Annotated in this window: 22 protein-coding genes and 1 tRNA gene; 11 read left to right on the top strand and 12 right to left on the bottom strand. The window is 60.7% G+C overall.

The features are described from left to right. Positions 1-93: 93 nt before the first annotated feature. Together pgi and RHSP_RS30605 are read right to left on the bottom strand one after the other, a co-directional pair. Positions 94-1,719 carry a glucose-6-phosphate isomerase gene (gene pgi / locus RHSP_RS30600; protein WP_037155587.1) on the bottom strand — a complete coding sequence of 542 codons (1,626 nt, stop codon included), beginning with the start codon at positions 1,717-1,719 and terminating at the stop codon, positions 94-96. Between the two features lie 174 nt (positions 1,720-1,893). Then, entirely contained in the window at positions 1,894-3,591 is a 1,698-nt protein-coding gene (locus tag RHSP_RS30605) for a long-chain fatty acid--CoA ligase (RefSeq protein ID WP_004128323.1), read from the bottom strand. 345 nt (positions 3,592-3,936) lie between these two features. On the opposite strand from RHSP_RS30605, the gene RHSP_RS30610 reads away from it, so the two are divergent. Beyond that, positions 3,937-4,329 (top strand): PRC-barrel domain-containing protein, encoded by a 393-nt coding sequence (locus RHSP_RS30610; protein WP_004128324.1) that lies wholly within the window; start codon positions 3,937-3,939, stop codon positions 4,327-4,329. A gap of 59 nt (positions 4,330-4,388) precedes the next feature. Here the strand turns inward: RHSP_RS30610 and RHSP_RS30615 are convergent, their stop codons facing one another. Then, positions 4,389-4,784, bottom strand: coding sequence for a VOC family protein (locus tag RHSP_RS30615; protein ID WP_004128326.1), 396 nt, complete (start codon positions 4,782-4,784; stop codon positions 4,389-4,391). 185 nt (positions 4,785-4,969) lie between these two features. Between RHSP_RS30615 and RHSP_RS30620 the strand changes: the two genes are divergently transcribed. Next, positions 4,970-5,353 (top strand): YciI family protein, encoded by a 384-nt coding sequence (locus tag RHSP_RS30620; RefSeq protein ID WP_004128328.1) that lies wholly within the window; start codon positions 4,970-4,972, stop codon positions 5,351-5,353. Between the two features lie 49 nt (positions 5,354-5,402). On the opposite strand, the gene RHSP_RS30625 is transcribed toward RHSP_RS30620, so the two are convergent. From RHSP_RS30625 to osmF, 4 genes are all read right to left on the bottom strand, one after another. Beyond that, on the bottom strand, positions 5,403-6,152 hold the full coding sequence (locus RHSP_RS30625; RefSeq protein ID WP_004128330.1) for an ABC transporter permease: 750 nt from the start codon (positions 6,150-6,152) through the stop codon (positions 5,403-5,405). Beyond that, positions 6,149-7,087 (bottom strand): ABC transporter ATP-binding protein, encoded by a 939-nt coding sequence (locus RHSP_RS30630; protein WP_240535545.1) that lies wholly within the window; start codon positions 7,085-7,087, stop codon positions 6,149-6,151. The genes RHSP_RS30625 and RHSP_RS30630 overlap by 4 nt, the downstream gene beginning before the upstream one ends. A gap of 5 nt (positions 7,088-7,092) precedes the next feature. Further along, entirely contained in the window at positions 7,093-8,259 is a 1,167-nt protein-coding gene (locus RHSP_RS30635) for an ABC transporter permease (RefSeq protein ID WP_004128334.1), read from the bottom strand. Between the two features lie 122 nt (positions 8,260-8,381). Further along, positions 8,382-9,290: a glycine betaine ABC transporter substrate-binding protein OsmF gene (gene osmF, locus RHSP_RS30640; RefSeq protein ID WP_004128336.1), complete on the bottom strand. Its 909-nt coding sequence runs from the start codon at positions 9,288-9,290 to the stop codon at positions 8,382-8,384. A gap of 447 nt (positions 9,291-9,737) precedes the next feature. Here osmF and RHSP_RS30645 point away from each other — a divergent pair, with 447 nt between their 5' ends. Together RHSP_RS30645 and RHSP_RS35360 are read left to right on the top strand one after the other, a co-directional pair. After that, positions 9,738-10,964, top strand: coding sequence for a LysR family transcriptional regulator (locus RHSP_RS30645; protein ID WP_037155593.1), 1,227 nt, complete (start codon positions 9,738-9,740; stop codon positions 10,962-10,964). 331 nt (positions 10,965-11,295) lie between these two features. After that, the gene (locus RHSP_RS35360) at positions 11,296-11,679 is read left to right on the top strand and encodes a hypothetical protein (RefSeq protein WP_200863314.1); all 384 of its coding nucleotides are present in this window, start codon (positions 11,296-11,298) and stop codon (positions 11,677-11,679) included. A gap of 82 nt (positions 11,680-11,761) precedes the next feature. On the opposite strand, the gene RHSP_RS30655 is transcribed toward RHSP_RS35360, so the two are convergent. After that, positions 11,762-12,061 carry a putative quinol monooxygenase gene (locus tag RHSP_RS30655; RefSeq protein ID WP_004128342.1) on the bottom strand — a complete coding sequence of 100 codons (300 nt, stop codon included), beginning with the start codon at positions 12,059-12,061 and terminating at the stop codon, positions 11,762-11,764. Positions 12,062-12,336: 275 nt separating this feature from the next. Here RHSP_RS30655 and RHSP_RS30660 point away from each other — a divergent pair, with 275 nt between their 5' ends. Beyond that, entirely contained in the window at positions 12,337-12,942 is a 606-nt protein-coding gene (locus RHSP_RS30660; protein WP_004128344.1) for a class I SAM-dependent methyltransferase, read from the top strand. Between the two features lie 213 nt (positions 12,943-13,155). Here RHSP_RS30660 and RHSP_RS30665 read toward each other — a convergent pair whose 3' ends face one another. The 3 genes from RHSP_RS30665 to RHSP_RS30675 all read right to left on the bottom strand — a co-directional run bounded on the left by RHSP_RS30665 (position 13,156) and on the right by RHSP_RS30675 (position 14,950). Beyond that, positions 13,156-13,479, bottom strand: a complete 324-nt coding sequence (locus tag RHSP_RS30665; protein ID WP_004128346.1) for a GCG_CRPN prefix-to-repeats domain-containing protein — start codon at positions 13,477-13,479, stop codon at positions 13,156-13,158. Positions 13,480-13,778: 299 nt separating this feature from the next. Further along, a tRNA-Thr gene (locus tag RHSP_RS30670) sits at positions 13,779-13,854 on the bottom strand. A gap of 136 nt (positions 13,855-13,990) precedes the next feature. After that, entirely contained in the window at positions 13,991-14,950 is a 960-nt protein-coding gene (locus RHSP_RS30675) for an NAD(P)H-dependent flavin oxidoreductase (protein ID WP_004128348.1), read from the bottom strand. 320 nt (positions 14,951-15,270) lie between these two features. Here RHSP_RS30675 and RHSP_RS30680 point away from each other — a divergent pair, with 320 nt between their 5' ends. Then, on the top strand, positions 15,271-16,524 hold the full coding sequence (locus RHSP_RS30680) for a hypothetical protein (RefSeq protein WP_004128350.1): 1,254 nt from the start codon (positions 15,271-15,273) through the stop codon (positions 16,522-16,524). Positions 16,525-16,567: 43 nt separating this feature from the next. Here the strand turns inward: RHSP_RS30680 and ppk2 are convergent, their stop codons facing one another. Then, positions 16,568-17,449, bottom strand: a complete 882-nt coding sequence (gene ppk2, locus RHSP_RS30685) for a polyphosphate kinase 2 (protein ID WP_037155599.1) — start codon at positions 17,447-17,449, stop codon at positions 16,568-16,570. 221 nt (positions 17,450-17,670) lie between these two features. Here ppk2 and phoR point away from each other — a divergent pair, with 221 nt between their 5' ends. The 5 genes from phoR (at position 17,671) to pstB (ending at position 23,887) form a co-directional block, all read left to right on the top strand. Next, positions 17,671-18,951: a phosphate regulon sensor histidine kinase PhoR gene (gene phoR / locus RHSP_RS30690; protein ID WP_004128354.1), complete on the top strand. Its 1,281-nt coding sequence runs from the start codon at positions 17,671-17,673 to the stop codon at positions 18,949-18,951. Positions 18,952-19,135: 184 nt separating this feature from the next. After that, positions 19,136-20,170, top strand: coding sequence for a substrate-binding domain-containing protein (locus RHSP_RS30695; RefSeq protein WP_004128355.1), 1,035 nt, complete (start codon positions 19,136-19,138; stop codon positions 20,168-20,170). A 74-nt stretch (positions 20,171-20,244) separates the two neighbouring features. Next, positions 20,245-21,726, top strand: a complete 1,482-nt coding sequence (gene pstC, locus RHSP_RS30700) for a phosphate ABC transporter permease subunit PstC (protein ID WP_004128359.1) — start codon at positions 20,245-20,247, stop codon at positions 21,724-21,726. Beyond that, positions 21,723-23,057: a phosphate ABC transporter permease PstA gene (gene pstA, locus RHSP_RS30705; RefSeq protein ID WP_004128361.1), complete on the top strand. Its 1,335-nt coding sequence runs from the start codon at positions 21,723-21,725 to the stop codon at positions 23,055-23,057. The genes pstC and pstA overlap by 4 nt, the downstream gene beginning before the upstream one ends. A 14-nt stretch (positions 23,058-23,071) precedes the next feature. Further along, positions 23,072-23,887 (top strand): phosphate ABC transporter ATP-binding protein PstB, encoded by an 816-nt coding sequence (gene pstB, locus RHSP_RS30710; protein WP_037155602.1) that lies wholly within the window; start codon positions 23,072-23,074, stop codon positions 23,885-23,887. Positions 23,888-23,904 lie beyond the last annotated feature (17 nt).

The following is a 23,904-nucleotide window of genomic DNA, read 5'->3' on the forward strand; positions in this document are numbered from 1 at the left end:
TGACCTTTCGTGTGAGGGGGGGGGGAGAGCTCAATCACCCCCTCCCGCCGCTTTGCGGCGACCTCCCCCTCAAGGGGGAGGTGAATGAACACGCTACTTCGCGCGGCTTGCCAGTGCAGCCACTAGCCCCTGCGTCGAGGAATCGTGGGCGGCAGCGCTTTCCTTGCCTTCGATGACAGGCAGCAGGCCGGTCGCCAGTTCTTTGCCGAGTTCGACGCCCCACTGGTCGAAGGAGTTGATGCGGAAGAGCACGCCTTCGACGAAAACGCGGTGTTCGTAGAGCGCGATCAGGCGGCCGAGCGCGTAAGGCGTCAGCTTGTCATAGACGAAGGTGATCGACGGACGGTTGCCGGTGAAGACGCGGTGCGGCGCGATGAAATCGGCCTTTTTGTCGTCCATGCCCTTGGAGGTGAGCTGAGCCTTGGCTTCCTCGAAGGTGCGGCCCTTCATCAGCGCTTCCGACTGCGCCAGGCAATTGGCCATTAGCAGCTGGTGCTGATGACGCAGGTTCGGCTCGAAGCCGTTTGCGGCGATCATGAACTCGGCCGGGATGACGCTCGTGCCCTGGTGGATGAGCTGGTAGAAGGCGTGCTGGCCGTTGGTGCCGGGCTCGCCCCAGACGACCGGACCGGAATTGCCTTCGACGGGCGTGCCGTCGATGGTGACGCCCTTGCCGTTCGATTCCATGTCGAGCTGCTGCAGATAGGCCGGGAAGCGCGACAGGCGCTGGTCGTAGGGCAGGATCGCGCGCGTGGGATAGCCGAGCACGTTGCGGTGATAGAAGCCGATGGTGCCGAGCAGCATCGGCAGGTTTTCCTTGAACGGCGCCTTGCGGAAATGGGTGTCCATCGCATGCGCGCCGTCAAGGAACTTGCCGAAGTTTTCAGGGCCGATCGCGATCATCAGCGGCAGGCCGATGGCCGACCAGATCGAGTAGCGGCCGCCGACCCAGTCCCAGAAGCCGAAGACGCGCTCGCTGTCGATGCCGAAGGCGGCGACCTTGTCGAGCGCCGTCGAAACGGCGGCGAAGTGGTGCTGCACGGCGGCTTCGCCGAGCGCATCGGCGATGAACTTGCGCGCCGTCTGGGCGTTGGTCATCGTTTCGATCGTCGTAAACGTCTTCGATGCGACGATGAACAGCGTCGTTTCAGGCTGAACGAGCTTCAGGATGTCGGCGATGTGTGCGCCGTCGATATTGGAGACGAAATGCGAGCGCGGGCCGTCATGGAAGGGGGCGAGCGCGAGCGTCGCCATGACCGGACCGAGATCGGAGCCGCCGATGCCGATATTGATGACGTCGGTGATCGCCTTGCCGGTCGAGCCCTTCAGCGCGCCGGAGCGGATACCGTCGGCAAATTTGCCCATGGCGGCCAGCACGCCGTTGACGTCAGGCATCACATCCTTGCTGTCGACGAGTACTGGCGTGTTGGAGCGGTTGCGCAGCGCGGTGTGCAGCACGGCGCGGTTTTCGGTGAAGTTGATGGCAACGCCCGAGAACATTTCCTCGCGCTTGGTAGCAACGCCGCCCTCGGCTGCGAGCTTCTCGAGAAGGGTGAGAATGTCGTCGTTCACCGCCGTCTTAGAGTAATCCATCAACAGGTCGTCGAACGAGGCGCTGAACCGGGAAAAGCGTTTGGGATCGGCGGCGAAGGCAGCGCGAATATCCGTGGCCTTCGTTGCCGATGCGGCGCTCTTCAGTTGATCGACGAGGGCGTTCATGGGAGGCTCCTTGCGGTTCGCGTAGCCGGCTGTCAGACATAGCCGGGCGCTTTGAGTTTGGTCGCGGAAACTATTCCCTATGTAGGGCGTAAATCAAGTTCACCTATCGTCCAAAACGAAAAAAGGCCGCTCGCGGATTAAGACGAACGGCCCCTTGAATGACACGGAATTATGTCAGCCGCGCAACTCCTTGCGCAGGATCTTGCCGACATTCGATTTCGGCAGTTCGGTGCGGAATTCGATGAAGCGCGGGCGCTTGTAGTTCGTCAGGTTTTCAGCGCAATGGGCCTTCAAGTCGGCCTCGGTCAGGGCCGGGTCCTTCTTGACGACGAAGAGCTTCACCGCCTCGCCCGAATGCGGATCGGGCACGCCGATAGCAGCCGCCTCCAGAACGCCCGGATGCATGGCGGCGACTTCCTCTATCTCGTTGGGATAGACGTTGAAGCCCGAAACCAGGATCATGTCCTTCTTGCGGTCGACGATCTTGGTGTAGCCGCGCTCGTCCATGAAGCCCATGTCGCCGCTGCGGAAGAAGCCATCCGATGTCATCACGCGCGCAGTTTCGGCCGGCTGTTTCCAATAGCCTGCCATGACCTGCGGCCCGCGGATGCAGATCTCGCCGACTTCGCCGAGCGGCAGCGATTTGCCGTTCTCGTCGCGAATGTCGAATTCAGTGCCCGTGATCGGCAGGCCGATCGTGCCGGAGAACTCGGAACTATCGAAGCGATTGGCGCTTGCGACCGGCGATGTCTCGGAAAGTCCGTAGCCTTCGGTGATCCAGGCCCCCGTCATCTTCTGCCAGCGCTCGGCAACCGGCCGCTGCACCGCCATGCCGCCGGCAAGCGTCGCCGTGTTGGACAGGTCGAGCTTGGCGAATTCGGGATTGTTCATGAGGGCATTGAACAGCGTGTTCAGGCCGGGGAACATGTCGAACTTATACTTGCCCAGCTCCTTGATGAAACCCGGTATGTCGCGGGGGTTGGCGATCAGCACGTTATGGCCGCCGAGCGACATGCCCATCAGCGAGTTCACCGTCAGCGCGAAGATGTGATAGAGCGGCAGCGCGCAGACGAAGGTCAGCTGTTCGGGCCGCGGCTTGTTGATGTAGGCGGACTGCAGCCAGAGCAGCAATTGCTGCTGGTTGGCGAGCAGGTTTGAATGGGTGAGGATCGCGCCCTTGGCGACGCCGGTCGTGCCGCCGGTATATTGCAGGAAGGCGATGTCGCTGCCCGTCAGCGCGGATGGCTTCAGCGGCAGGCGCGCTCCCTCGGCAATCACCGCCTTGAAATTGCGGTGGCCGGGGATGGACCATGCCGGCACCAGCTTCTTCACCTTGCGGACGATGAAGTTGACGATATGGCCCTTCAGACCGAGCAGGTCGCCAAGCGAGGTGACGACCACGTGGCGCACATCCGTATGCGCTAGCACCTGCTCCACGGTATGAGCGAAGTTCTCCAGAACGAAGATCGCCTTGGCGCCGCAATCGCGCAGCTGATGTTCCAGTTCGCGCGGCATATAGAGCGGATTGACGTTCACGACGACGAGGCCGGCGCGAAGTATGCCGTAGGTAGTGACGGGATTTTGCAGCACGTTCGGCATCATCACGGCGACACGATCGCCCTTCTTGAGGCCGAGGCTTTGCAGCCAGGCGGCGATCTTGCGCGTTTGTGTGTCGAGGTCGCGATAGGTGATCGATTTGCCCATGCTGGTGAAGGCGGGGCGGTCGCCATAGCGCCTGCAGCTTTCCTCCAGCAGTTCGACGAGTGATGCATGCTCCAGCGGCGGTAATTCTGCCGGCACGATATCCGGATAGGACGCAAGCCAGATCTTTTTGACCTGCGGTCTGTCCGAAGGAGCGGAGATTGAATTCATGCGCACTTCCTCCTTTACGCATCATCACCACGCCCCGCCAATTTCAGTGGCGGTTATGCAGAGTGTCACTGTGCGACCGAAAAGTCTCCCGCTTTTCACGGCGTTGCAGCCTTCGCTCTCAACTAAATCATTCGAGCGTATCCAAAACTACACTAACCTTGACGTAAACGTCAATAATTCCCGTTTGCTCACGTTTTTTTACAGTTTTGAAAAAAATGCTGGAACTTTTATCGCAACGGAGCGTTAATGCGCCGTGGGCGAATACCCATCGGAGCATCGTGTGCCTGGAAGAGCAGATCGGACGCTCCAAGCTTATGTAAAGCGTATCCAGAAGGAGGTGCGCACATGCATAGAGAGAGTGTCGAAGTCTCTGGCCGTGACCTCTATGTCAAGGACATGTCGATGCTGGTCGCTTGCGACCGGGTCGAAGGGTCCAAGGTGTTCGGATCGGACGGCAAGCAGATTGGTCATATTGAGCGCCTGATGCTTGAAAAAAGCGATGGTCGGATCGCTTTCGTCATTCTGAGTTTCGGCGGCTTTTTCGGCATCGGCCAGGATCATTACCGCTTGCCGTGGGAGAAGCTTCGCTACGACGCCCGCATCGACGGCTATCGCGTCAGCATGACCAAGAACGATATTGAAAGAGCGCGCCGCTTCGCCATCAAGGATGAACACGACACCAAGCATCATGGCCACAAGGGCCATGATTATTTTGGCGTGCCCCCCTATTGGATGTGAGCGCGCTGACGAAGCAGGTACGTTAAGCCCCGCCGGCGCGGGGCTTTGCCTTATGTGACCTATTGAAACCGCCCATGCCTTTGCACGACCTCGATCTTATAGCCGTCTGGGTCGGTGACGAAGAAGAACAGGGCAAAGATCTTCCCATCGCGATTGAGTTCGACGATCCTGCCAGGATTGAACCCGAGCTTCGTCATGCGCGCATGCTCGTCCTTCAGCTCTGCGACGGAGACGGCGAGGTGGCCATAGGCATCGCCGAGCGCATAGGGCTCGGTACGGCCCTGGTTGACCGTCAACTCCAGCTCGAACCCGGTCTCGGCATTGCTGAGATAGATCAGCGTGAAGGTCTCGAAGGCGACGTGGTCGGCAATCTCCAGACCGAAAGCCCTGTTGTAGAAGTCGACTGAGCGTGCTTCGTCGAGCACGCGGATCATCGAGTGAATCATCTTGGCCATGGGCGCTTCTCCATCGGTCGTTTCAGTCTCCAACGCCAAGCCAATGCCACCGGTGTCCGATGAAGGCAAGTGCGCGGAAAAATTGTCTTGCGCGCATTTACCTGCAGATCCGGGGTTTCTGGATTCCGATCCGTCTGCTTTACTCCCCGGCGCTCAAGCATACGGCTCAATGGGGAGATGATGCCATGTACTACGCTATTCTTGCCTATCATGAGGAAGATATCGTCGAATCGTGGAGCGAGGAGGAAGACGCCGCGCTCATGACCGACCTGCTCGAGATCAACGACCGCATGATCGCGCAGAAATCGCAGGGGCCGGCCGCGCGCCTGGGGTCCACGCAAAACGCCGTGACCTTGCGAGGAAAAGGCGCAGGACTTGTCATCGATGGCCCGTTTGCCGAAACCAAGGAGCAACTGCTCGGCTTCTACGTCGTCGATTTTCCAACGATCGAGGGGGCGGTGGAGGCGGCCCGCGAATTGCGTCGCGTCAATCCCACCGCCGTCTATGAAATCAGGCCGATCTCGCTGTATTTGCCAGGTGCGCCCCTGGCTTCCGGCGAAGGCAATTGACGGAGCATTTTACGGATCACCGGCAGCGAGAGGCGGTTGACCTTCGATCTCAATCGGATTGGAGGCCGATCTTGCTCGTTACGCTCCGCTCGATCATTTCCATGCCGTCGTAGATCAGCACCGCCATCAGGCCGACGATCAGGCCGCCTTGCAGGATGAAGGCGGTATTGTCGTTGACCAGCCCGGCGATGATGACTTCGCCGAGTGCCTTGGCGGCGACGGTAGAGCCGATCGTCGCGGTGCCGATATTGATGACGGTTGCGATCTTCAGCCCTTCGATGATCAGCGGCAGGGCGAGCGGCAGCTCGACCCTGAACAGCCGTTGCCAGCCGTTCATGCCCATGCCGTCAGCGGCATCGAGCACCGTGGCCGGCACTTGCTGCAGTCCGGCCACCGTGTTTTCGAAGATCGGCAGCAACGCGTAAAGGAAGAGTGCGATCAGCGTCGGCACTGCCCCAAAGCCGGTGGTCGAAATGGCGAGTGCCAGCACGGCAACCGGCGGGAAGGTTTGCCCGGCATTAGCGATCGCCCGCGACAGCGGCAGGAAATCGGCTCCGGCCGGCCGCGTGACGAAGATGCCGCCGAGAACGGCGAGGATCCCGCTTGCCGCAATCGAGATGAGGATCAGTTCGAGATGGCTCAGCGCCAGGCTCGGCAGGCTGTTTTGCGTATAAATCGGCGACGCCCCGAATTTGGTGAGCGGCGCCAGGACAGGCGTCAGCCATTCCGGCTTGAACAGCATGACGAGCAGCAGCGCCAGCGCCAGAAGGCGAAAGAGATTGGCGGCGAGGAGTTTCATGCTTTGCGGCCCAGCTCGATCAGGTGCTGGATCGAAATCGAGCCGACCGGCATCTTGCGTTCGTCCTCGACGGTCGCCTCGTCCGCGCCCTGCCAGATCAGTTCGGCCAGAGCATCGCGCAAATTGAGCGTCTGCGGCAGGCTGTAGCCAAGGCCGGACCGCGGCGGCTGCATGCTCTCCTTGAGCGGCAGCAGCGACATCAGTTTCAATGCGCGATCGGACGTGCCGGTGAGTTGCTGGACGAACGGATCGGCCGGCTCGGTCAGGATCTTCTCGGGCTCGGAGCATTGCAGCAGCTTGCCGCCGCTCATGACGGCGATCCTGTCGCCGAGATGAAAGGCCTCGTCCATGTCGTGGGTGACGAGGATGACGGTCGTGCCGAATTGTTTCTGGATGGCGAGCAGATCGTCTTGCGCCTTGCCGCGGATGACGGGATCGAGCGCACCGAAGGGCTCGTCCATCAGCAGCACTTCCGGTTCTGCCGCAAGGGCGCGCGCCACGCCGACACGCTGCTGCTGGCCGCCGGAGAGCTGGCTCGGATATTTGGCGGCAAAGGTGCCGGGGTCGAGACGGAAGAGATCGAGGAGCTCTTCGACGCGGCGATCGATGCGCGCCTTCTCCCAGCCGAGCAGCTCGGGGACGGTGGCGATATTTTGCGCGACAGTGCGATGCGGAAACAGGCCGTGCCCCTGTATGGCATAGCCGATGCGGCGGCGAAGCTCGGTCGCCGGCACGCTCATGATATCCTGGCCGCCGACGGTGATATTTCCTTTGGTGATCGGCACCAGCCGGTTGATCATCCGCATGAGCGTCGACTTGCCGGAGCCGGAGGTACCGACGATCACCGTGATCGTGCCCTTTTCCATGCTCATGCTGACATTGTCGACCACGGTTGCGCTGCCATAGCGCTTGGTGACGCCCTTGATCTCGATCATGTTGGTCATGCGCGTTGTCCCCGGATGCTGTCGATGACCGCATCGAGGATGACGGCCGATGAGAAGGCGAGAAGGACCGTCGGCACGGCGCCGAGCAGTACGAGGTCATTGGCGGTCTGGCCGATGCCCTGGAAGATGAAGATGCCGAAGCCGCCGCCGCCGATCAGCGCCGCCACGGTGACGAGGCCGATCGCCTGCACCAGCACGATGCGGATGCCGGTGAGGATGACCGGAAAGGCGAGCGGCAGGTCGATGCCGGTCAGGATCTGCCGGCGCGTCAGGCCCATGCCGGCAGCGGAATCGCGCACGGAGGGATCAACGCCGGCAAGGCCGACGACGGTGTTGGCGACGATCGGCAGCAGCGAATAGATCACCAGCGCCAGCAGAGCCGGCGCCGCGCCGATGCCCTTGACACCGATCGCAGCAGCAAAGGGTACGTTGGCGGCGATATAACCGAGCGGCAGCATGAGGATACCAAACAGCGCCAGGCTCGGAACGGTCTGCACCAGGCTCAGTGCCCGCAGCACCACGGCGCGGATGCGCGGCTGCCAATAGCAGAAGATGCCGAGCGGCAATGCAAGCACGATGGCGATGGCGACGGAACCGAGGGAAAGGAAAACATGACCGAGCGCCTCATGCCAGAACTTGTCGGCATTATTGGCGTATTCCTTCATGATCGAGAGATTGTCGAGCAGGCCGGAGCGCAAAACGACAGCGAGCAAAGCGGCATAGACCGCCAGTGCTGCCACGCGCAGCCAGGGCGTCAGCTGCAGCTTCACCAGCGCGTCCGAAATCATCAAACCCACAACAGCCAGCAGCACCCAGAAGGCGCCGCCGGGCGTAATGCGTGCCACGGTGCTGCCTTCCGGCGTCGCGGCGGTCGAAACCAGCCCGAGCGTGACGATGAGGGCTGCGATCGCCAGGGTGGCGATGCCAAGGCGGACGACCTGATTTTGCAGGAAAAGCGCGGCAAGGGCTGCCGCGGCCAGAAGGGCGAGCAGGGTCAGCGCTGCCGGCTGGGCAAAAAGCTGTATGAGCAATTGCGGCTTGCCGGCGGCGATACGGTTCGCCTTGACGATGATGAACGGCATCCACGCTACCGCGAGCGCGCCGCCTGCCACCAATACCACTCCGAGACGGTCCACCCTGCGGACCGCTAGCGAATCTTCCATAGGGCAAGCTCCGTCAGCGCATGAGCCCAAAATTTAAGGCGGGTTCGGACAAGGTCATGCCCATAGGAAAGCCCCGCGGCTCCAGTCTATCAAAATGGAGCCGCAAGAGCAGCGGCATAGCCTTACTTCAGGAAGCCCTTGTCCTTGAGGTAGGATTCGGCAACCGCCTTTGCCGGCTCGCCATCGACCTGGATGCGGCCGTTGAGCTTGCGCAGTACGTCGGCGGTCAATCCCTTGAAGATAGGGGTCAGAACTTCCTCGATCTTCGGATTGGCCTTCAGCACGGCTTCGCGGATGATCGGCGTCGGCGCATAGACCGGCTGCACGCCCTTGTCGTCATCGAGAACGGTCAGTTCGGCGGCTTCGATGGCGCCATCCGTGCCGTAGACCATAGCGGTGTTGACGCCATTGGTCTGGTCTGCGGCAGCCTTGATCGTCGCTGCCGTATCGCCGCCTGAAAGCACGACTTCCTGATCCGGCTTCAGCTTGAAGCTATAGGTCGTCTCAAAGGCCGGCAGGGCGGCCGGGGAGTTGACGAATTCGGAAGAGGCCGCGAGCTTGACCGAGCCGCCGCCCGAAACCCATTTGCCGAAGTCCGACATGGTTTTCAGCTTGGCCGGACCGGCGACATCGCTGCGCACGCCGATTGCCCAGGTGTTGTTGGCCGGCGAGGGCGTCAGCCAGACGATCTTGTTGGCATCATAGTCCAGCTTCTTGGCCAGATCGTAGCCCTGCTGCAGATTCTTCCAGGCCGCATCGTCGGCCTTGTTGAAGAAGAAACCGGCATTGCCGGTATATTCGGCATAGATGTCGATTTCGCCGGCAGTGATCGCCTTGCGCACGACCGGCGTCGTGCCGAGGGCGATGCGATCCTGTGCCTTGATGCCGTTGGCATTGAGTGCGGCGAGAATGATGTTGCCGAGCAGCGTGCCTTCGGTATCGATCTTGGAGGAGACGACGACATCAGCGGCGCTGGCGCCGCTAGCGAGGAAAGCCGTCAGCGTGACGGCAAGTGCAAGCTTCTTGAGCATGATGTTTCCCTTTGTACCCCGTTGAACCTTTGATCTGCCTGCCCATGCGCCTCAAGGCCGCAGTTCGGACAAGCAGGCTTCGAGCGGGCCGGTGGCCCACTGGCGAATTCGTGGCTGTTTCGGGCACGTAGCACCCATCGCGGAAAAGTCGATGATGCTCCGGATTCCCGTTGCAGTCGCGCGATTATGCCGAGCGTACTCGACATTCGCGCGAAATTGGATTTCTTTTTTCGGGGGCAAGTGCGTTTGTTTTTGTTCCCCTGACCCGTTTGGCGCTGTTCCGATCTCATTTTTGCGGCTGGATCAGTGAGGCGACAGGGAGACGATAGCCATCGCTCCTCCGCTTAGGGATATCTTTTTTCAAGAACACATCATATCCTCGGGATATCGATTGGCGCCGCTGTCGCGGAAGGGCGGCGCGTGCTTGGCTTGGAAGGGAAAAAGGGCTTGTATCTCGGCGCATTGTACATAGCCGACATGGTGTTCTCCATCGGCTCGGTAAGGGAGACCGCACGCAGGCTCTCTTTTTCGGCTTCGACGGTCTCGAGCGCGCTTCGCCGTCTGGAAACGGAGCTGGCGATGAAGCTCGTCGAGCGCGCATCCGGCGAGCTCGCGACGCTGCTTGCCAGCTCGAAGGTTCAGAAGGGGCTGCAGCCCGTTCTCGCCGGCATCCGCGAGCTTTCAACGCTGATGAAGGACCCGCCCGTGGCCGACGGTTATGCCCAATGGGCGGCACGCCTGCCGCTGAAGATCGCCACCATCGAGCGCTTCCTTGAGGTGGCCGATCAGGGCAGCATCAATCGCGCCGCCCGCCGCCTGCGGTTGGGACAGCCGCAGCTCTCCTTGCAGATCGCCAATCTGGAGGAGCTGTTCGGCTTCCGCCTGTTCGCGCGGCAGGCGCAGGGTTCGGTACTGACCGAGGCCGGGCAGGAGGTTCACGCCATTCTGGCCGGCATCGCGCAGGCTTGGGACGAGATGAGAGCGGCAGCGGACGAGCGCTTTCAACGCACCGCCCGCGCCGTACGCATCGGCTCCATCATTCCGACCGGCGCCGAAAGCTGGGTCGCTCGCTCGCTTGCAAGCCTCGTGTCGCGCTGGAACATCGGCGGCAACCGCAACATGCTGTCGCTGATGCTGATGACTGCCGACGATCTGCGCGAGGCGCTCCGCTCCGGTCGCATCGACGTCGCCATCGTCGATTCCGTGTTCGGCCTCGACGCTTTCGAGCATGTGGAGCTGGTGGCGACCGACATGGTGGCGATTGCGCCACCCGACAGCACGGAGGAGACATTCGCCGCGCTGGTGGAAAATCATCCGCTTTGCGTGCCGAGCCCGCGCACGGGTATCGGCAATGCCGCAACCGCCTTCGGCTACGACAGTCACGATCGGCGACGGTTTCGCGGTCGAGATATTACCTCTGCCGATTCTCTGCCTGTCATCGTCGATCTGGTGGCCAATCATGGCTACGTCTCGTTTCTCGGCCGCGTCAGCGCCTTGCCGATCGCCGACAAGGTGAGGATCGTCGATCCGGACGAGGTCCTGCCATTGTCCTATCATCTCGCGCATAATGGTCGTAAAGCCTCGGTCGAGGCCTGCCGACTGATCCAGCAGGCGGTTCGGGAATTGGTGGGCGATATGGCGACGCCGCGAAAACGCTTGCCGTCCCGCGACTAACAGAACCATCGCGCCATATTCGCGCTTGGATGGGTTAGGTTAGTCCGGGCGTACGCAGCAAGCCGCATTTCTCGCATAACTGATAATAGCGGACGGATATGAACGGCGCTTACAGCGCCGTTTTTCAATCCGCGTGAATGATTAAGCCCCAGGCCGGACCAGTAAGATCGCGGAGGTATCTTGGTACGGACCCACGATGCGGACTGCTGCGAAAACGCCTGTTACGCAGCGGTTAGCGGAACTTTCGAGGGTGCAATTGCGTTTATCTTGTGGTCCGGGCGACACGAATGATCCGAGTCGCGTTTGCGTCCGGCATTCAAGGAGGCTGGAAATGAAAATTCTGGCAACAGCGCTCATAGCGCTAGGCATGCTCGCGCTGCCTGCAACCCACGCCGAAGCGCATCGTCACTACCATCATTGGCATCACCACCATCACCACATGATGGTCTACCGGCACTACTATTACCATCGCTACTACTATCGCCCCTATTACCACCCATATCCATATTATTACCGACCCTATTATGGCTACGACGAGCCCTATTATGGCGGCTATCAGCCATTTTACTCGTTCGGCTGGTTTGGCGGCTTCGGCGGATTTCACCACCACCATCATCATGGCTGGGACGGTGATCGCGGATACTATCATGGCGGATGGCACGGCGGTCATGGATACTGGCGGTATCATGGCGAGCCGCATTTCTCGCACAACTGACGACCATGCCGATAGCAAAACGGCGCCGGATGGCGCCGCCCTCTGAGGATGTTCCCGACCGGCCTGCCCGGGGGCGAGAGGCTTATGCCGGGTTCAGCACATGAACGGCGCGATCGGCCATCAGATGCTTCACCTTCTCGCCATAAGCGGCCATATGCGCCGAAGCCGCATGCGCCTTGAGCGCGTCCATGCTCGCCCACTTCTCAACCACGACGAAAGTATCGGCCCCAAACGCCGGATCGGCTCCTTCGGCATCCACGACGGCAGTGTATTCGATGCAGCCGTCTTCGGCGTGAACGGCCGGAACATTGGCCAGAAAAGCTTCGAGCACTTCGGTCCGCTTGCCGGGCAGCGCGGTCAGAATGGCGAGAACGTGGATCATGACGATATCCTTGGAACCATAGGTAATAGGGATGAAAAATAGCCGATGCCGCCGAATCCGCGGCGGATGTCGATCATTATCACGGAATGGCGATATCGAAACGGGCATCACAGACAAAGTTGCCGATGAGCAAGCAAGCGCATGAAGCGTGGCAAATGAATATTGTTTCGAATGCCTGAGGCAAGCCATGGATGCCAAGAATCAAGACATCCACCGCTCCTAACGCGGGTCATCGGCGCGGCTCGGCCGCTCAATATCGAAGGTATCCGCCGCACATGAATACCCGCGACTGGAGATTTCACTACAAGAGCGCCATGCCGCACACACAGCTCAGCCTGCAGCACACGGAAAATGCCCGTTTGCTGCCGGATCGCGGCGAGCTTCTTTGCCGTCTGCCACAGGGCGGCGTCGGTGCGGAGATCGGCGCGGCTTTTGGCGATTTTACCGGCGAGATCCTGGAAAAGAATGCGCCGCGCGAGCTTTACCTGATCGATGCCTGGGACACGCCCCGTTATCAGGACGGCCTGCAGCAGATAAAGACGAAATACCGGGCCGCAATGGAAAATGATCGCCTGCGGATCGTGCAGGGCTATTCAACCGCCAGGCTGGCGGAATTTCCCAACAGCTTCTTCGACTGGGTCTATATCGATACCAACCATAGTTTCGAGACGACCTGGGAAGAGCTGGTGATCAGCAACGGCAAGGTAAGGCCGCAAGGGCGCATCGCCGGTCATGACTTCTGCAGCGGCAACGTGGTCGATGCCGTCCCTTACGGCGTGGTCGAGGCCTGCACGAAATTCTGCAAGGACTTCCATTGGCAATTCGAATACGTCACCCTGGAATCCCATGGGCATTTCTCGTTTTCCCTGAAGCGGCTCTGAATCACCTCATCCGAGGGCCGGCGACACGTCAATTGTCGGGCGGTTAGCCAAGCGACCTGGAACGCAGCCGAGTTCGGTGTCGATTCGACGCCATTTCGTGGCAAAGGCGTGTAAGGCTGCCTGGCTATTTCCTTGAGCTCCGCTAATAAGACCGTCTCGGCGGCACCGAGAGGAACGAATGTCAAAAAGACACGCCGCCGCCGAAAGCCTTCGTCAGTCGTCGTCGCCCTGGTCATCGTCGTTTTCATGATGATGACGGTGGCGCCAGCCGGGCGGTGGGCCGCGGTCGCGCCAGCCGGGAGGGCCGTACCAGCCATTGTAGCCGCCGGGATAGACATACCTGGGCGCCGGTCGCCAGTAGTTCCGGCGACACTGGCCCCACTGCGTCAGGTGCCAGCCGGGACCGCAGGCATAGTCGACGAGGACAGGCTTCTGCTCGGTTGCTGCCATACCGGCTTCAAGCGTCGGCATTGCATTCGCTGTACCGCCGAGAAGGCAACCAGCGAGCAGCGTCGATGTGATCAAGATCCTATTCATTTCACTCTCCATCCAGCCCCTTAGATCGCATTAGATTCCGCGCCGCCTGAACGTCGGCTGAACCAAAAGTGATGATTTTGGGGCGGTCGCGTCATTGGACCAAAAGGCCAACGTCGGCCCGAGAAGACGCTCCTGCCCTATTCGGGCTCGGCTCGCGATTGTCGAAAGGGGCATCGTCGAGGTCAGACAGCTGTAGCCGTCAACATGGCGATGTGGTGATCCGGAGCGAATTCTAGAAGATGATGGAAGCCATTAGGGGGAGCTAATTTTCTTTCTTTTCAGTTGCCTGCAAAGAAAAGTGGTGCCGCTTACGTGACTCGAACACGTGACCCCATCATTACGAATGATGTGCTCTACCGACTGAGCTAAAGCGGCATCAGGGGGCGTTCGGTTCGGCCCCGCGATTTGCATGGCGCTGATACAGTCTATGCGACCAGATTTCAAGCACTCAAATTGCCATTTGGCAAAAAAGCGAACGGGCTTGTGAAAAACAAGCCCGCCTCCTGCATGCTCAAAGGGCGAGCCGCGCCCGCGCCTGACGGTATTCCGCCTCGAGCCTGTCGACAAGCTTGGCGACGGGCTGGATGGCCTTCACGGCGCCGATGCCCTGGCCGGAGCCCCAGATATCCTTCCATGCCTTGACGCCGGTCGTGGCGGCTTCAAAGTCCATCTTGGAGGGGTCGGCTTCGGGCAGATTGTCGGGATCAAGGCCCGCGGCAAGGATGGAAGATTTCAGATAGTTGCCGTGTACGCCGGTGAAATAGTTGGAATAGACGACATCGGCTGCGGTTCCCTCGACGATCGCCTGCTTGTAGCCGTCAACGGCGCGGGCCTCCTCCGTCGCGATGAAGGGCGAGCCGATATAGGCGAAGTCGGCGCCCGCGGCCTGTGCAGCCAGTACAGCGCCGCCGGTGGCGATCGCGCCAGCCAAAAGCAGCGGCCCGTCGAACCATTCGCGGATTTCCTGGACGAGCGCGAAGGGCGAGAGACGGCCGGCATGACCGCCGGCGCCTGCCGCCACGGCGATCAGCCCATCCGCGCCCTTGCGGATCGCCGAATTGGCATGGCGATTGTTGATGATATCGTGCAGCACGATGCCGCCATAGGAATGCACGGCCGCATTCACCTCGGGCACGGCACCGAGCGAGGAAATGACGATCGGCACCTTGTATTTCACGCAGAGCATCAGATCATGCTCCAGGCGCTTGTTTGACGTATGGACGATCTGATTGACCGCAAATGGAGCTGCCGGACGATCCGGATTTGCGGCATCATATGCAGCGAGGTCCTCGGTGATCATGCCAAGCCATTCGTCGAGCTGGCTTTCCGGGCGCGCGTTCAGGGCCGGGAAGGAGCCGACCACGCCTGCCTTGCATTGCGCCAGCGTCAGCGCCGGATGAGAGACGATGAAGAGCGGCGAAGCCACGATCGGCAGGCGCAGGCGCTCGGTCAGGATGGAGGGGAGGGCCATGAACATCATCCCTTTTGACGTTTACGAAAACGTCAAAAGGGATAGCAGATGTCGGTTGCGAGGGGAAGATGGTGGTGGAAACAGGCCGCAGGGAATAGGGAATCGCCATCGACCGCGTCCGCGATGGATGCCTTGCCTACTGATACCGCATTTGCGTCGTCTTTGCCGTTTATCCCCGCCGGAGTGCTTGCCGCTCTTGCCGAAGGCTTGCGTATTGACGGGCGGGGCGCTACCGAATCCGGTTAACGAATGCCAAACACCATGGCCGTCTTGCCAGCAGAGTATGCGCGTATGTTGCGAGTGAGAGTAAAGGATCTGATGTGAGCGGATTAGAAACGGCTATCAGAAGCGCGTTGGATCGGTCCGATCGCGCCAATCCGGAAATCCGGGCGCGTATCTATCAATCGGCGCGACAGGCATTGGAAGCCGGGCTCCGCAAGCAGGACATCACCGATGTCAATGTCATTTCCTCCCAGCGTCAGCGGCTTGAGGCGACGATAAGGATGATCGAGGCCGAGGAGCGTGTCCGTCCCGCGCCGGAGATACCTATCTCGCCGGATCTCGGCGCCCCGCATGTTTCTCCTGCCGCAACGCGCCCAGAGGCTGGACGGCCTGCGCTGCGGGCGGAGCCGGTGATGAGTGTGCGCGGCGAAACCCGTGAGGCCGCGCCGCACGCCGCCCGTGACCCCGTCCCTGTCGAAAGCGAGCCGGTCGAAGCCGTGGGGCCGCAGGCCGGTTTTGGGGATATGCGGGCCGGCCCCGCCGATCATCTTGGTGTCGGCAGCGAGATGCGAACGGCGGCGGAAGCGCCGACCGCCGCGCGGTCGATGAATTTCAAGCCGGAGCGTGCCGCGGTTCGCCGCAAGCCGCGCAAGTTCTTCTCACGGCTGCTGGTATTCTGCATCCTGCTGGCCTTTCTCGGTGTCGGCGCCTGGTGGATCAAGACGTCGGGCGTCTTCATGTCGGCGGCGCAGAGGGATACGAGTGTCCGCAATCCGCCGGCGCATGTCGATTCGCAGGATTTCAGCGGTAACAGCAACAGCGAAGACGACAACGCGCAGTACGACGACAACAGCGGTCCGGTGAATCCGGGGCTGGCGACCATCGACCCTCAGAACAGCTTCTCCGCGGAGTGGATCGAAGTCCTGAAGCCCACGGACGCCTCGAAGGTTGGGTCTTCGGCGCAGGCGAAGGCTGAAAATGTTTCGGAGAATGAGGGGCCGGCCGTGCGGATTACCTCTCTCAGCAGCGGTTCCGACGGCAATGCCAGCGTCGAGGTGCCGGCCAGCGTGCTGCAGCAGATGGCGGGCAAGCCTTCCATGATCGCGCTGACCTTGCAGTCTACCTCGGACGCGCCGACGCAGATCACGGTGGAATGCGATTTCGGGTCGCTTGGCCGCTGCGGGCGTCATCGTTTCACGGTCAGCCGCCAGAAGACGGATGCGCTGTTCCAGGTTCACTATGATCGCGCGATAGCGCCGACGAGCTCAGGTCGATTGATCATCAACAGCGATGTCGACGGCAAGGCGCGCGGCGTCAACGTCTACGCTGTCCGCGTCTTGCCCGGACAATAAGTCCGGGCCGCACGCCAGCCATTGGTTATTCGAGAGCCGTCAGCTATTTGAGAACGGCCGATCCGTTGCCGAGGATCTTGTCGTCGATTTCGCCAATCGCCTTCTTGTCCTTGCCGTCATAGTCGAGCGTCAGCAGGATGTGACGAATAAGGTTCAGGCGCCCGCGCCGCTTGTCGTTGGCGCGCACGACGGTCCACGGCGCGTGATCGGTATGCGTCTCCTTCAGCATGCGATCGCGCTTTTCGCCGTATTCCTTCCATTTCGGAAGCGCGGCGATATCCATGGAGGAAAGCTTCCAGACGGCGCGCGGATCGTGGCACCGGTCGTGGAAACGCTTCAACTGCATCTCCCGGCCGATATCGAGATAGAATTTGAAGAAGTGGATGCCGTCCTGGAAGATGAGCTTTTCCATCTGCGGCGCCTGCTTCAAAAACTGCTCGTATTGTTTCGGCGTGCAAAAGCCCATAATCGGCTCGACACCGGCGCGGTTGTACCAGGAGCGGTCGAACAGCACGAATTCGCCAGCGGTCGGGAATTGCGCAACGTAGCGCTGGAAGTACCATTGCCCAGCCTCACGGTCCGTCGGCTTGGTCAGCGCCACGACACGCGCCAGGCGAGGGTTCATGTGAGCCGATGTCGCCGCGATCGAGCCGCCCTTGCCGGCGGCGTCGCGCCCTTCGAACAGCGCCATCACCCGCTTGCCGGTCGCCTGCAGCCAGAACTGCACCTTGATAAGCTCGATCTGCAGCGTCTTCAGCTCGTCGAGATACTCTTGTTCCTTGATCTTCTTCTTGTAGGGATAGTTGCCGGAGGTCAGCGCCTCATCGTCGATCCAGCTTGGCAGCACGGGATCGTCGACATCGAATATGCGCTTGGTGCCACCGATATCCAACTCCACCGCACGGCTTTTCGCTTCTTCCCCCATAGGCCCGGCTCCTCGGCTGTTTACACTTTGCTAATCCTGCCGCAGGATCACGGCAAAAAGCTTCGCAGGCAAATTGGCCCTTTTATCCAATGGTTTCAACCCCTTTGCCCTCTTCCTCTTTTGCCGGCTACATTTATTATTGTCAGTTATCTCCTTCTGTGGATACAGCCGAATACTTCTGTCATGAATCGCAGATAAGACGCGGAATCCGGCATTCCATGATGGCAGGCGAAGGGACGGCGCAGTTGGAAGACGAGTGGTCATTTGTCAGAAAGTTGGCGGGGCGGCTGCGACAGGAGAACGCCATCCTGATCTTCGCGACGCTGGTCGCCGCGTTTGCGCTCATAGAAGGCATCCCCACAGGCATCGTGTTCTGGATCTGGGCCATTGCGCTGGTCGTGGCGCTGATCCGGCCTCCGCTGGTGGAGCGGGTCGTCGTATCGTCGCAGGCAGCGCCCGCGCCTGTCGATCCGGAGGCCTTGCTGCGGACCGTCTTCACGGGCCTTTCGGCGCTCGATATGCCGGTGCTCATCATCGACCGCGAGGCCTCGGTGCTGATGCAGAATGCTGCGGCCGAAAAAGCTTTCGGCGGTTTTCCGATCGGCGCACACATCTCTTCCAAGCTGCGCTCCCCCGGCCTGCTCGACATGGTCCGGGAGACCATGACGACCAATACCCCCAACCAGATCGAGCACTCCGAGCGGCTGCCCTCCGAGCGCGTCTACATCGTACGCATTGCGCCGATCGATCTGCAGCGGGCCGAGGTGGAGGCGGGGACCTTCTTCCTGCTGTCGTTCCGCGACATATCGGAGTTGCGCCATATCGATCGCATGCGTTCCGACTTCGTCGCCAATGCCAGCCATGAGCTGCGCACGCCATTGGCGTCTCTCCGCGGCTTCATCGAAACCATTCAGGGGCCGGCCAAATCCGACCCGAAGGCGCAGCAGCGCTTCCTTGGCATCATGTTCGATCAGACGACGCGGATGAGCCGGCTGGTCGACGATCTGCTGTCGCTGTCCCGACTGGAGTCGAAGTCGCATATCGCGCCGGATCAGAAGGTCGATCTGGTGCCGCTGCTTGGCCATGTGCGGGACTCGCTGCTGCCGCTTGCCGGCGATCTCGACGTGACGATCAACCTGCATGTCCCCGCCGGCAAGGCGGAGGTGATGGGCGACCGCGACGAGCTGGTGCAGGTTTTTGAAAATCTGATCGAGAACGCCTGCAAATACGGCCAGGAAGGAAAATCGGTTGAGGTTTCGCTGCTGAACGAGCCGGACCAGGCCGTCTCGGTCGTTATCTCCGACAAGGGGCCGGGGATACCGGCAGAGCATGTGCCGCGCCTGACCGAGCGCTTTTATCGCGTTAACGTTGAGGACAGCCGTTCCAAGAAAGGCACCGGTCTCGGGCTTGCCATCGTCAAGCACATCCTTACCCGCCACCGCGCCAGACTGATTGTCAAGTCGGAAGTTGGAAAGGGGACGGACTTTACCGTACGCTTCTGAAAACTCTGTGAATAAGCTGTTTTGCGCGATATTTGTCACATAAATTTCAAATAGATGGCCTGTCATAATTGTTTCACTGGCCTGACATAAAAGAGCGGTGCTCGGCAGCTAGAAAAGAGATGCTGAAATTGACGGATGTGGCGTCCGTCGCAGCACTCTTCAAAGCTCGTCAGGGGGATTCGCTATGAATGCTTTGAAATTGTCCATTCTTGCGCTGGTTGCGTCGGCAGCTTTTGCCGGTGTCGCCGTGGCTCGCGATCAGATTCAGATTGCCGGCTCATCTACCGTTTTTCCGTACGCCAAGATCGTCGCCGAAACTTTCGGCGAGACCCACACCAACTTCAAGACGCCCATCGTTGAATCCGGCGGCTCCGGGGCCGGCCTCAAGGAATTCTGCAAGGGCGTCGGCACCGATTCCATCGATATTGCCAATGCCTCGCGTCCGATCAAGGACAGCGAAATCGGCGCTTGTAAGGCAGCCGGCGTCGCCGATATCCAGCAGATCAAGATCGGCTATGACGGCATCGTCTTTGCCTTCGACAAGAGCAATCCGGACATCAAGTTCGTGCCCGTCGATCTCTACAAGGCGCTCGCCGCTGAAGTCGTCGTCGACGGCAAGCTGGTTGCCAATCCCTACAAGAAATGGTCCGAGATCAATCCGTCGCTGCCGGCATTCGAAATAGCAGCCTATATTCCCGGCGAAAAGCACGGCACGCGCGAGGTCTTCGAAGAGCGGGTGCTTGCCGCCGGCTGCAAGGCGTCCGGCGCGCTCGACGTCATCAAGGCAACGGTCAAGGATGCCGACCAGCAGGCGAAGAAGTGCGTTGCCGTGCGCAAGGATGGTGTGGCCGTCGACATCGACGGCGACTATCCCGAGACGCTGGCGCGCATCAACGCCAACAAGCGCGGCATCGGCGTTTTCGGCCTGTATTTCTACCAGAACAACGCCGACAAGCTGAAGGTCGCGACCGTGAGCGACGTCGTGCCGTCGGGCCAGACGATCGCCGATGGCACCTATCCGGTGTCGCGGCCGCTGTTCTTCTACGTCAAGAAGGCACATCTGGGCGTCATTCCGGGACTTAAGGAATATGTCGATTTGTTTACCAGCGATCAGATGATCGGGCCGGATAGCCCGCTGGCGGAATATGGCCTCGTGCCGGCGCCGGATGCTGAGCGCGACCGGATTCGCAAGGATTTTGCGGACGGAAAGATCATGTGAGTGCATAGAGACTGTGCGTCGGCGCGGGGCTCAACCGTGCCGACGTTGGCCGGAGAATGGGCCGGGGAATTGGAATGAGTGTATCGCTATTGCTGTTATGCGTGTCGGTCATCGGCGCTCTTGCCTTCGTGCTTGGGCGGGTGAGGGCTGCCGCGCTGTCGGGCGATAGGTCTTCGTCGATGCATTCCCGGCTCGGCTATCACGGCGCCTATGCCGCCATATGGGCCGTGCTTCCAGCTCTGGCGCTCGTCTGCGTCTGGTCGATCGTCAGCCCGGAGCTGATCGACCGTCTCGTGGTCAAGTCCTTTCCGGAAGAGGTGAAAACGCTTCCGCGGGCCGAGCTCAACCTCAGCTACGGCATGGTGCGCAGCATCGCCCATGGCATGCGCCTCCTCAATGACGGGGAGCTTGCCGAAGTCGCCGGCGGTACGGCTGACCTGCAATTGCTGCTGGCGCAGAAGGGTGTGCCGCTCGCGGTTCGCCCGACTGGTTACATGATCGATGCTGCGAACAAGTATAACGGCATGCGGGAAGTCAGCCGGATCGCTATGACCGTATCAGCGATCCTGCTGTCGCTGATTTGCGCTGTTTACGGCCTGCGCGCCATCGCGCTGCGTTTTCGCGCCCGCAATCGTGTCGAGCAGGTCATTCTCGGGGCTTTGATCGTTGCATCATCCATCGCCGTGTTGACCACGGTCGGGATCGTCATCTCGATGCTGTCGGAAGCGGCTCGCTTCTTCAGCATGGTGCCCGCCAACGAATTCTTCTTCGGTACGGTCTGGGATCCGCGTTTCGCTGGCGCCGGCACGCAGACTTCAGGCACCTTCGGGCTGATCCCCTTGCTGGCGGGAACGATCTATATCGGCTTTGTTGCCATGCTCTTTGCGGTGCCGGTCGGATTGTTCGCCGCCATCTACATGGCGGAATATGCCTCGGCTCGCGTGCGATCCATCGCCAAGCCGATGCTTGAGGTGCTGGCCGGCATTCCGACGATCGTCTATGGTTTTTTTGCCCTCGTCACGGTCGGACCTTTCCTCAGGGACATCTCGGCCGAGATCAATGGCCTGATGACGGGAAGCTATACGAGCTTCATCGAAGCGCAGAGCGTTCTGACCGCCGGCTTCGTCATGGGCGTGATGCTCATCCCCTATGTTTCCTCGCTGTCGGACGACATCATCACGGCCGTACCGCGCTCGCTGCGGGACGGCTCGCTCGGCCTTGGCGCCACGCGTTCGGAAACCGTCAAGCGCGTCCTCTTGCCGGCGGCTCTCCCAGGCATCGTCGGAGCACTGCTGATGACCGCCTCGCGGGCGGTCGGAGAAACGATGATCGTCGTATTGGCCGCGGGCGTTGCGGCGCGCATGCAGTTCGATCCCTTCGAGCCGATGACGACGGTGACAGTGAAGATCGTCAATCAGCTGACCGGCGATCTCGAATTCACCTCGCCCCAGACGCTGGTCGCCTTCGCGCTCGGCATTACCTTGTTTTGCCTGACGCTCTGCCTGAACGTCTATGCCCTCTACATCGTCCGCCGCTACAGGGAGCAATACGAATGAACGACGTCGTATCCTCCCCGTCACAGAATATCCCGCGCGGGCTTACGCCGGGCACTCCGGCGCGACGCGACATCGGCATCAAGCGGCGCTACGCCGCCGAGCGCCGCTTTCGCGCCTATGGCATCACCGCCGTCATTTTCGGTCTGGTCTTCCTCGTCACTCTGGTCTCGACGGTCGTCCGCAACGGCTATACCGCCTTCGTGCAGACCTCGATCACCCTGCCGATCGAATTCAGCGAAAACCTTATTGACCCCGCGGCCAAACGCGCCAGCGATCCGAAGGTGCTGATATCTGCCAACTATCCCGTCCTCGTGCGCGACGCGCTGGTGAAGGCGCTTGATATCGATCCCGCCAATCGCGCGCTCGTTCGCGAGGCGGCCGCCATGGTGTCGGACAACGCCAGGATCGTGCTTCGCGACAAGGTGGCGGCGAACCCTGCGATCATAGGAACGAGAGAGAACGTCACCTTCCTTGCCAGCGCCAACATCGACTCCGCCAACAAGGGGCAGATCGATCTGACCGTTGACGAGAAGGATCGCAAGATATCCGATCGCCAGGCCGCCTGGATGAAGCAGCTCAGCGAAACCGGCGCCCTGCACAAGGCCTTCAACAGCGGTCTTTTCCTGTCGGGCAATTCGAGCCGGCCGGAGGCCGCGGGTCTCGGCGTTGCGCTCATCGGCTCGCTCTATCTGATGCTGACCGTGCTCGTGCTCGCCCTGCCCGTCGGTGTCGCCGCTTCGATTTATCTGGAAGAATTTGCGCCGAAGAACCGGCTGACGGATCTGATCGAGATCAACATCAACAATCTCGCTGCCGTGCCCTCAATCGTCTACGGTCTGCTCGGCCTCTCGGTCTTCATCAACATCATGGGGTTGCCGCGCTCTGCCTCGCTGGTGGGCGGCCTGGTGCTGAGCCTGATGACGCTGCCTATGATCATCATTGCCACGCGCTCGGCGCTGCGCGCGGTGCCGCCGTCGATCCGCAGCGCCGCTCTGGGGCTCGGTGCATCGCGCATGCAGATGGTCTTCCATCATGTGCTGCCGCTCGCCATGCCCGGTATCCTGACAGGCACGATCCTCGGGCTGGCGCATGCGCTCGGCGAGACGGCGCCGCTGCTCTTGATCGGCATGGTCGCCTTCGTCGCCAATTATCCTGCCTCGCCGCTCGATCCTTCTACGGCGCTGCCGGTGCAGATCTACATGTGGGCGAGCGAAGCCGAACGCGCCTTCGTCGAAAGGACCTCCGGGGCCATCATCGTTTTGCTCTTCTTCCTCGTTGCTATGAATATCGGCGCGATCCTGCTGCGCCGCCGCTTCGAGCGGCGCTGGTAAGGGAGGGGCACGAAATGAACATGATGACGGAAGCCGCAAGTGAAAGAGCATTGGCCAAGAAGATGAAGACGATCCCCTACAAGATGATCGGCCAGGACGTTTCGGTCTTTTACGGCGACAAGCGCGCGCTCTTCGACGTCAATCTTAATATCCGCGCCAATACGGTTACGGCGCTGATCGGCCCGTCCGGCTGCGGCAAGTCCACCTTCCTGCGCTGCCTCAACCGCATGAACGATACGATCGAGACCTGCCGCGTCACCGGCAAGATCACGCTCGACGATCAGGATGTCTATGACAACGGTATCGACGTGGTGGAGCTGCGGGCGCGCGTCGGCATGGTGTTCCAGAAGCCCAACCCGTTTCCGAAGTCGATCTACGAGAACGTCGCCTATGGCCCGCGCATCCATGGCCTGCATCGCTCGAAGGCCGATCTCGAACATATCGTCGAAACCAGCCTGCAGAAGGCCGGTCTCTGGGGAGAGGTGAAGGACCGGCTCCACGATGCCGGCACCAGCCTTTCGGGCGGCCAGCAGCAACGCCTGTGCATCGCCCGCGCCGTTGCCGTCAGCCCGGAAGTCATCCTGATGGACGAGCCCTGCTCAGCGCTCGATCCGATCGCAACCGCCAAGGTCGAGGATCTCATTCACGAGCTGCGGGAAAACTTCACCATCGTCATCGTGACGCATTCCATGCAGCAGGCAGCTCGCGTCTCGCAACGCACCGCAATGTTCCATCTCGGCCATCTGGTTGAGGAGAACGATACCGACAAGATGTTCACCAATCCGGACGATTTCCGCACGCAGGATTACATCATGGGCCGTTTTGGTTGATGATATCAGGCGCGCGG

It is taken from the genome of Rhizobium freirei PRF 81 (assembly GCF_000359745.1).
Taxonomy (GTDB): domain Bacteria; phylum Pseudomonadota; class Alphaproteobacteria; order Rhizobiales; family Rhizobiaceae; genus Rhizobium; species Rhizobium freirei.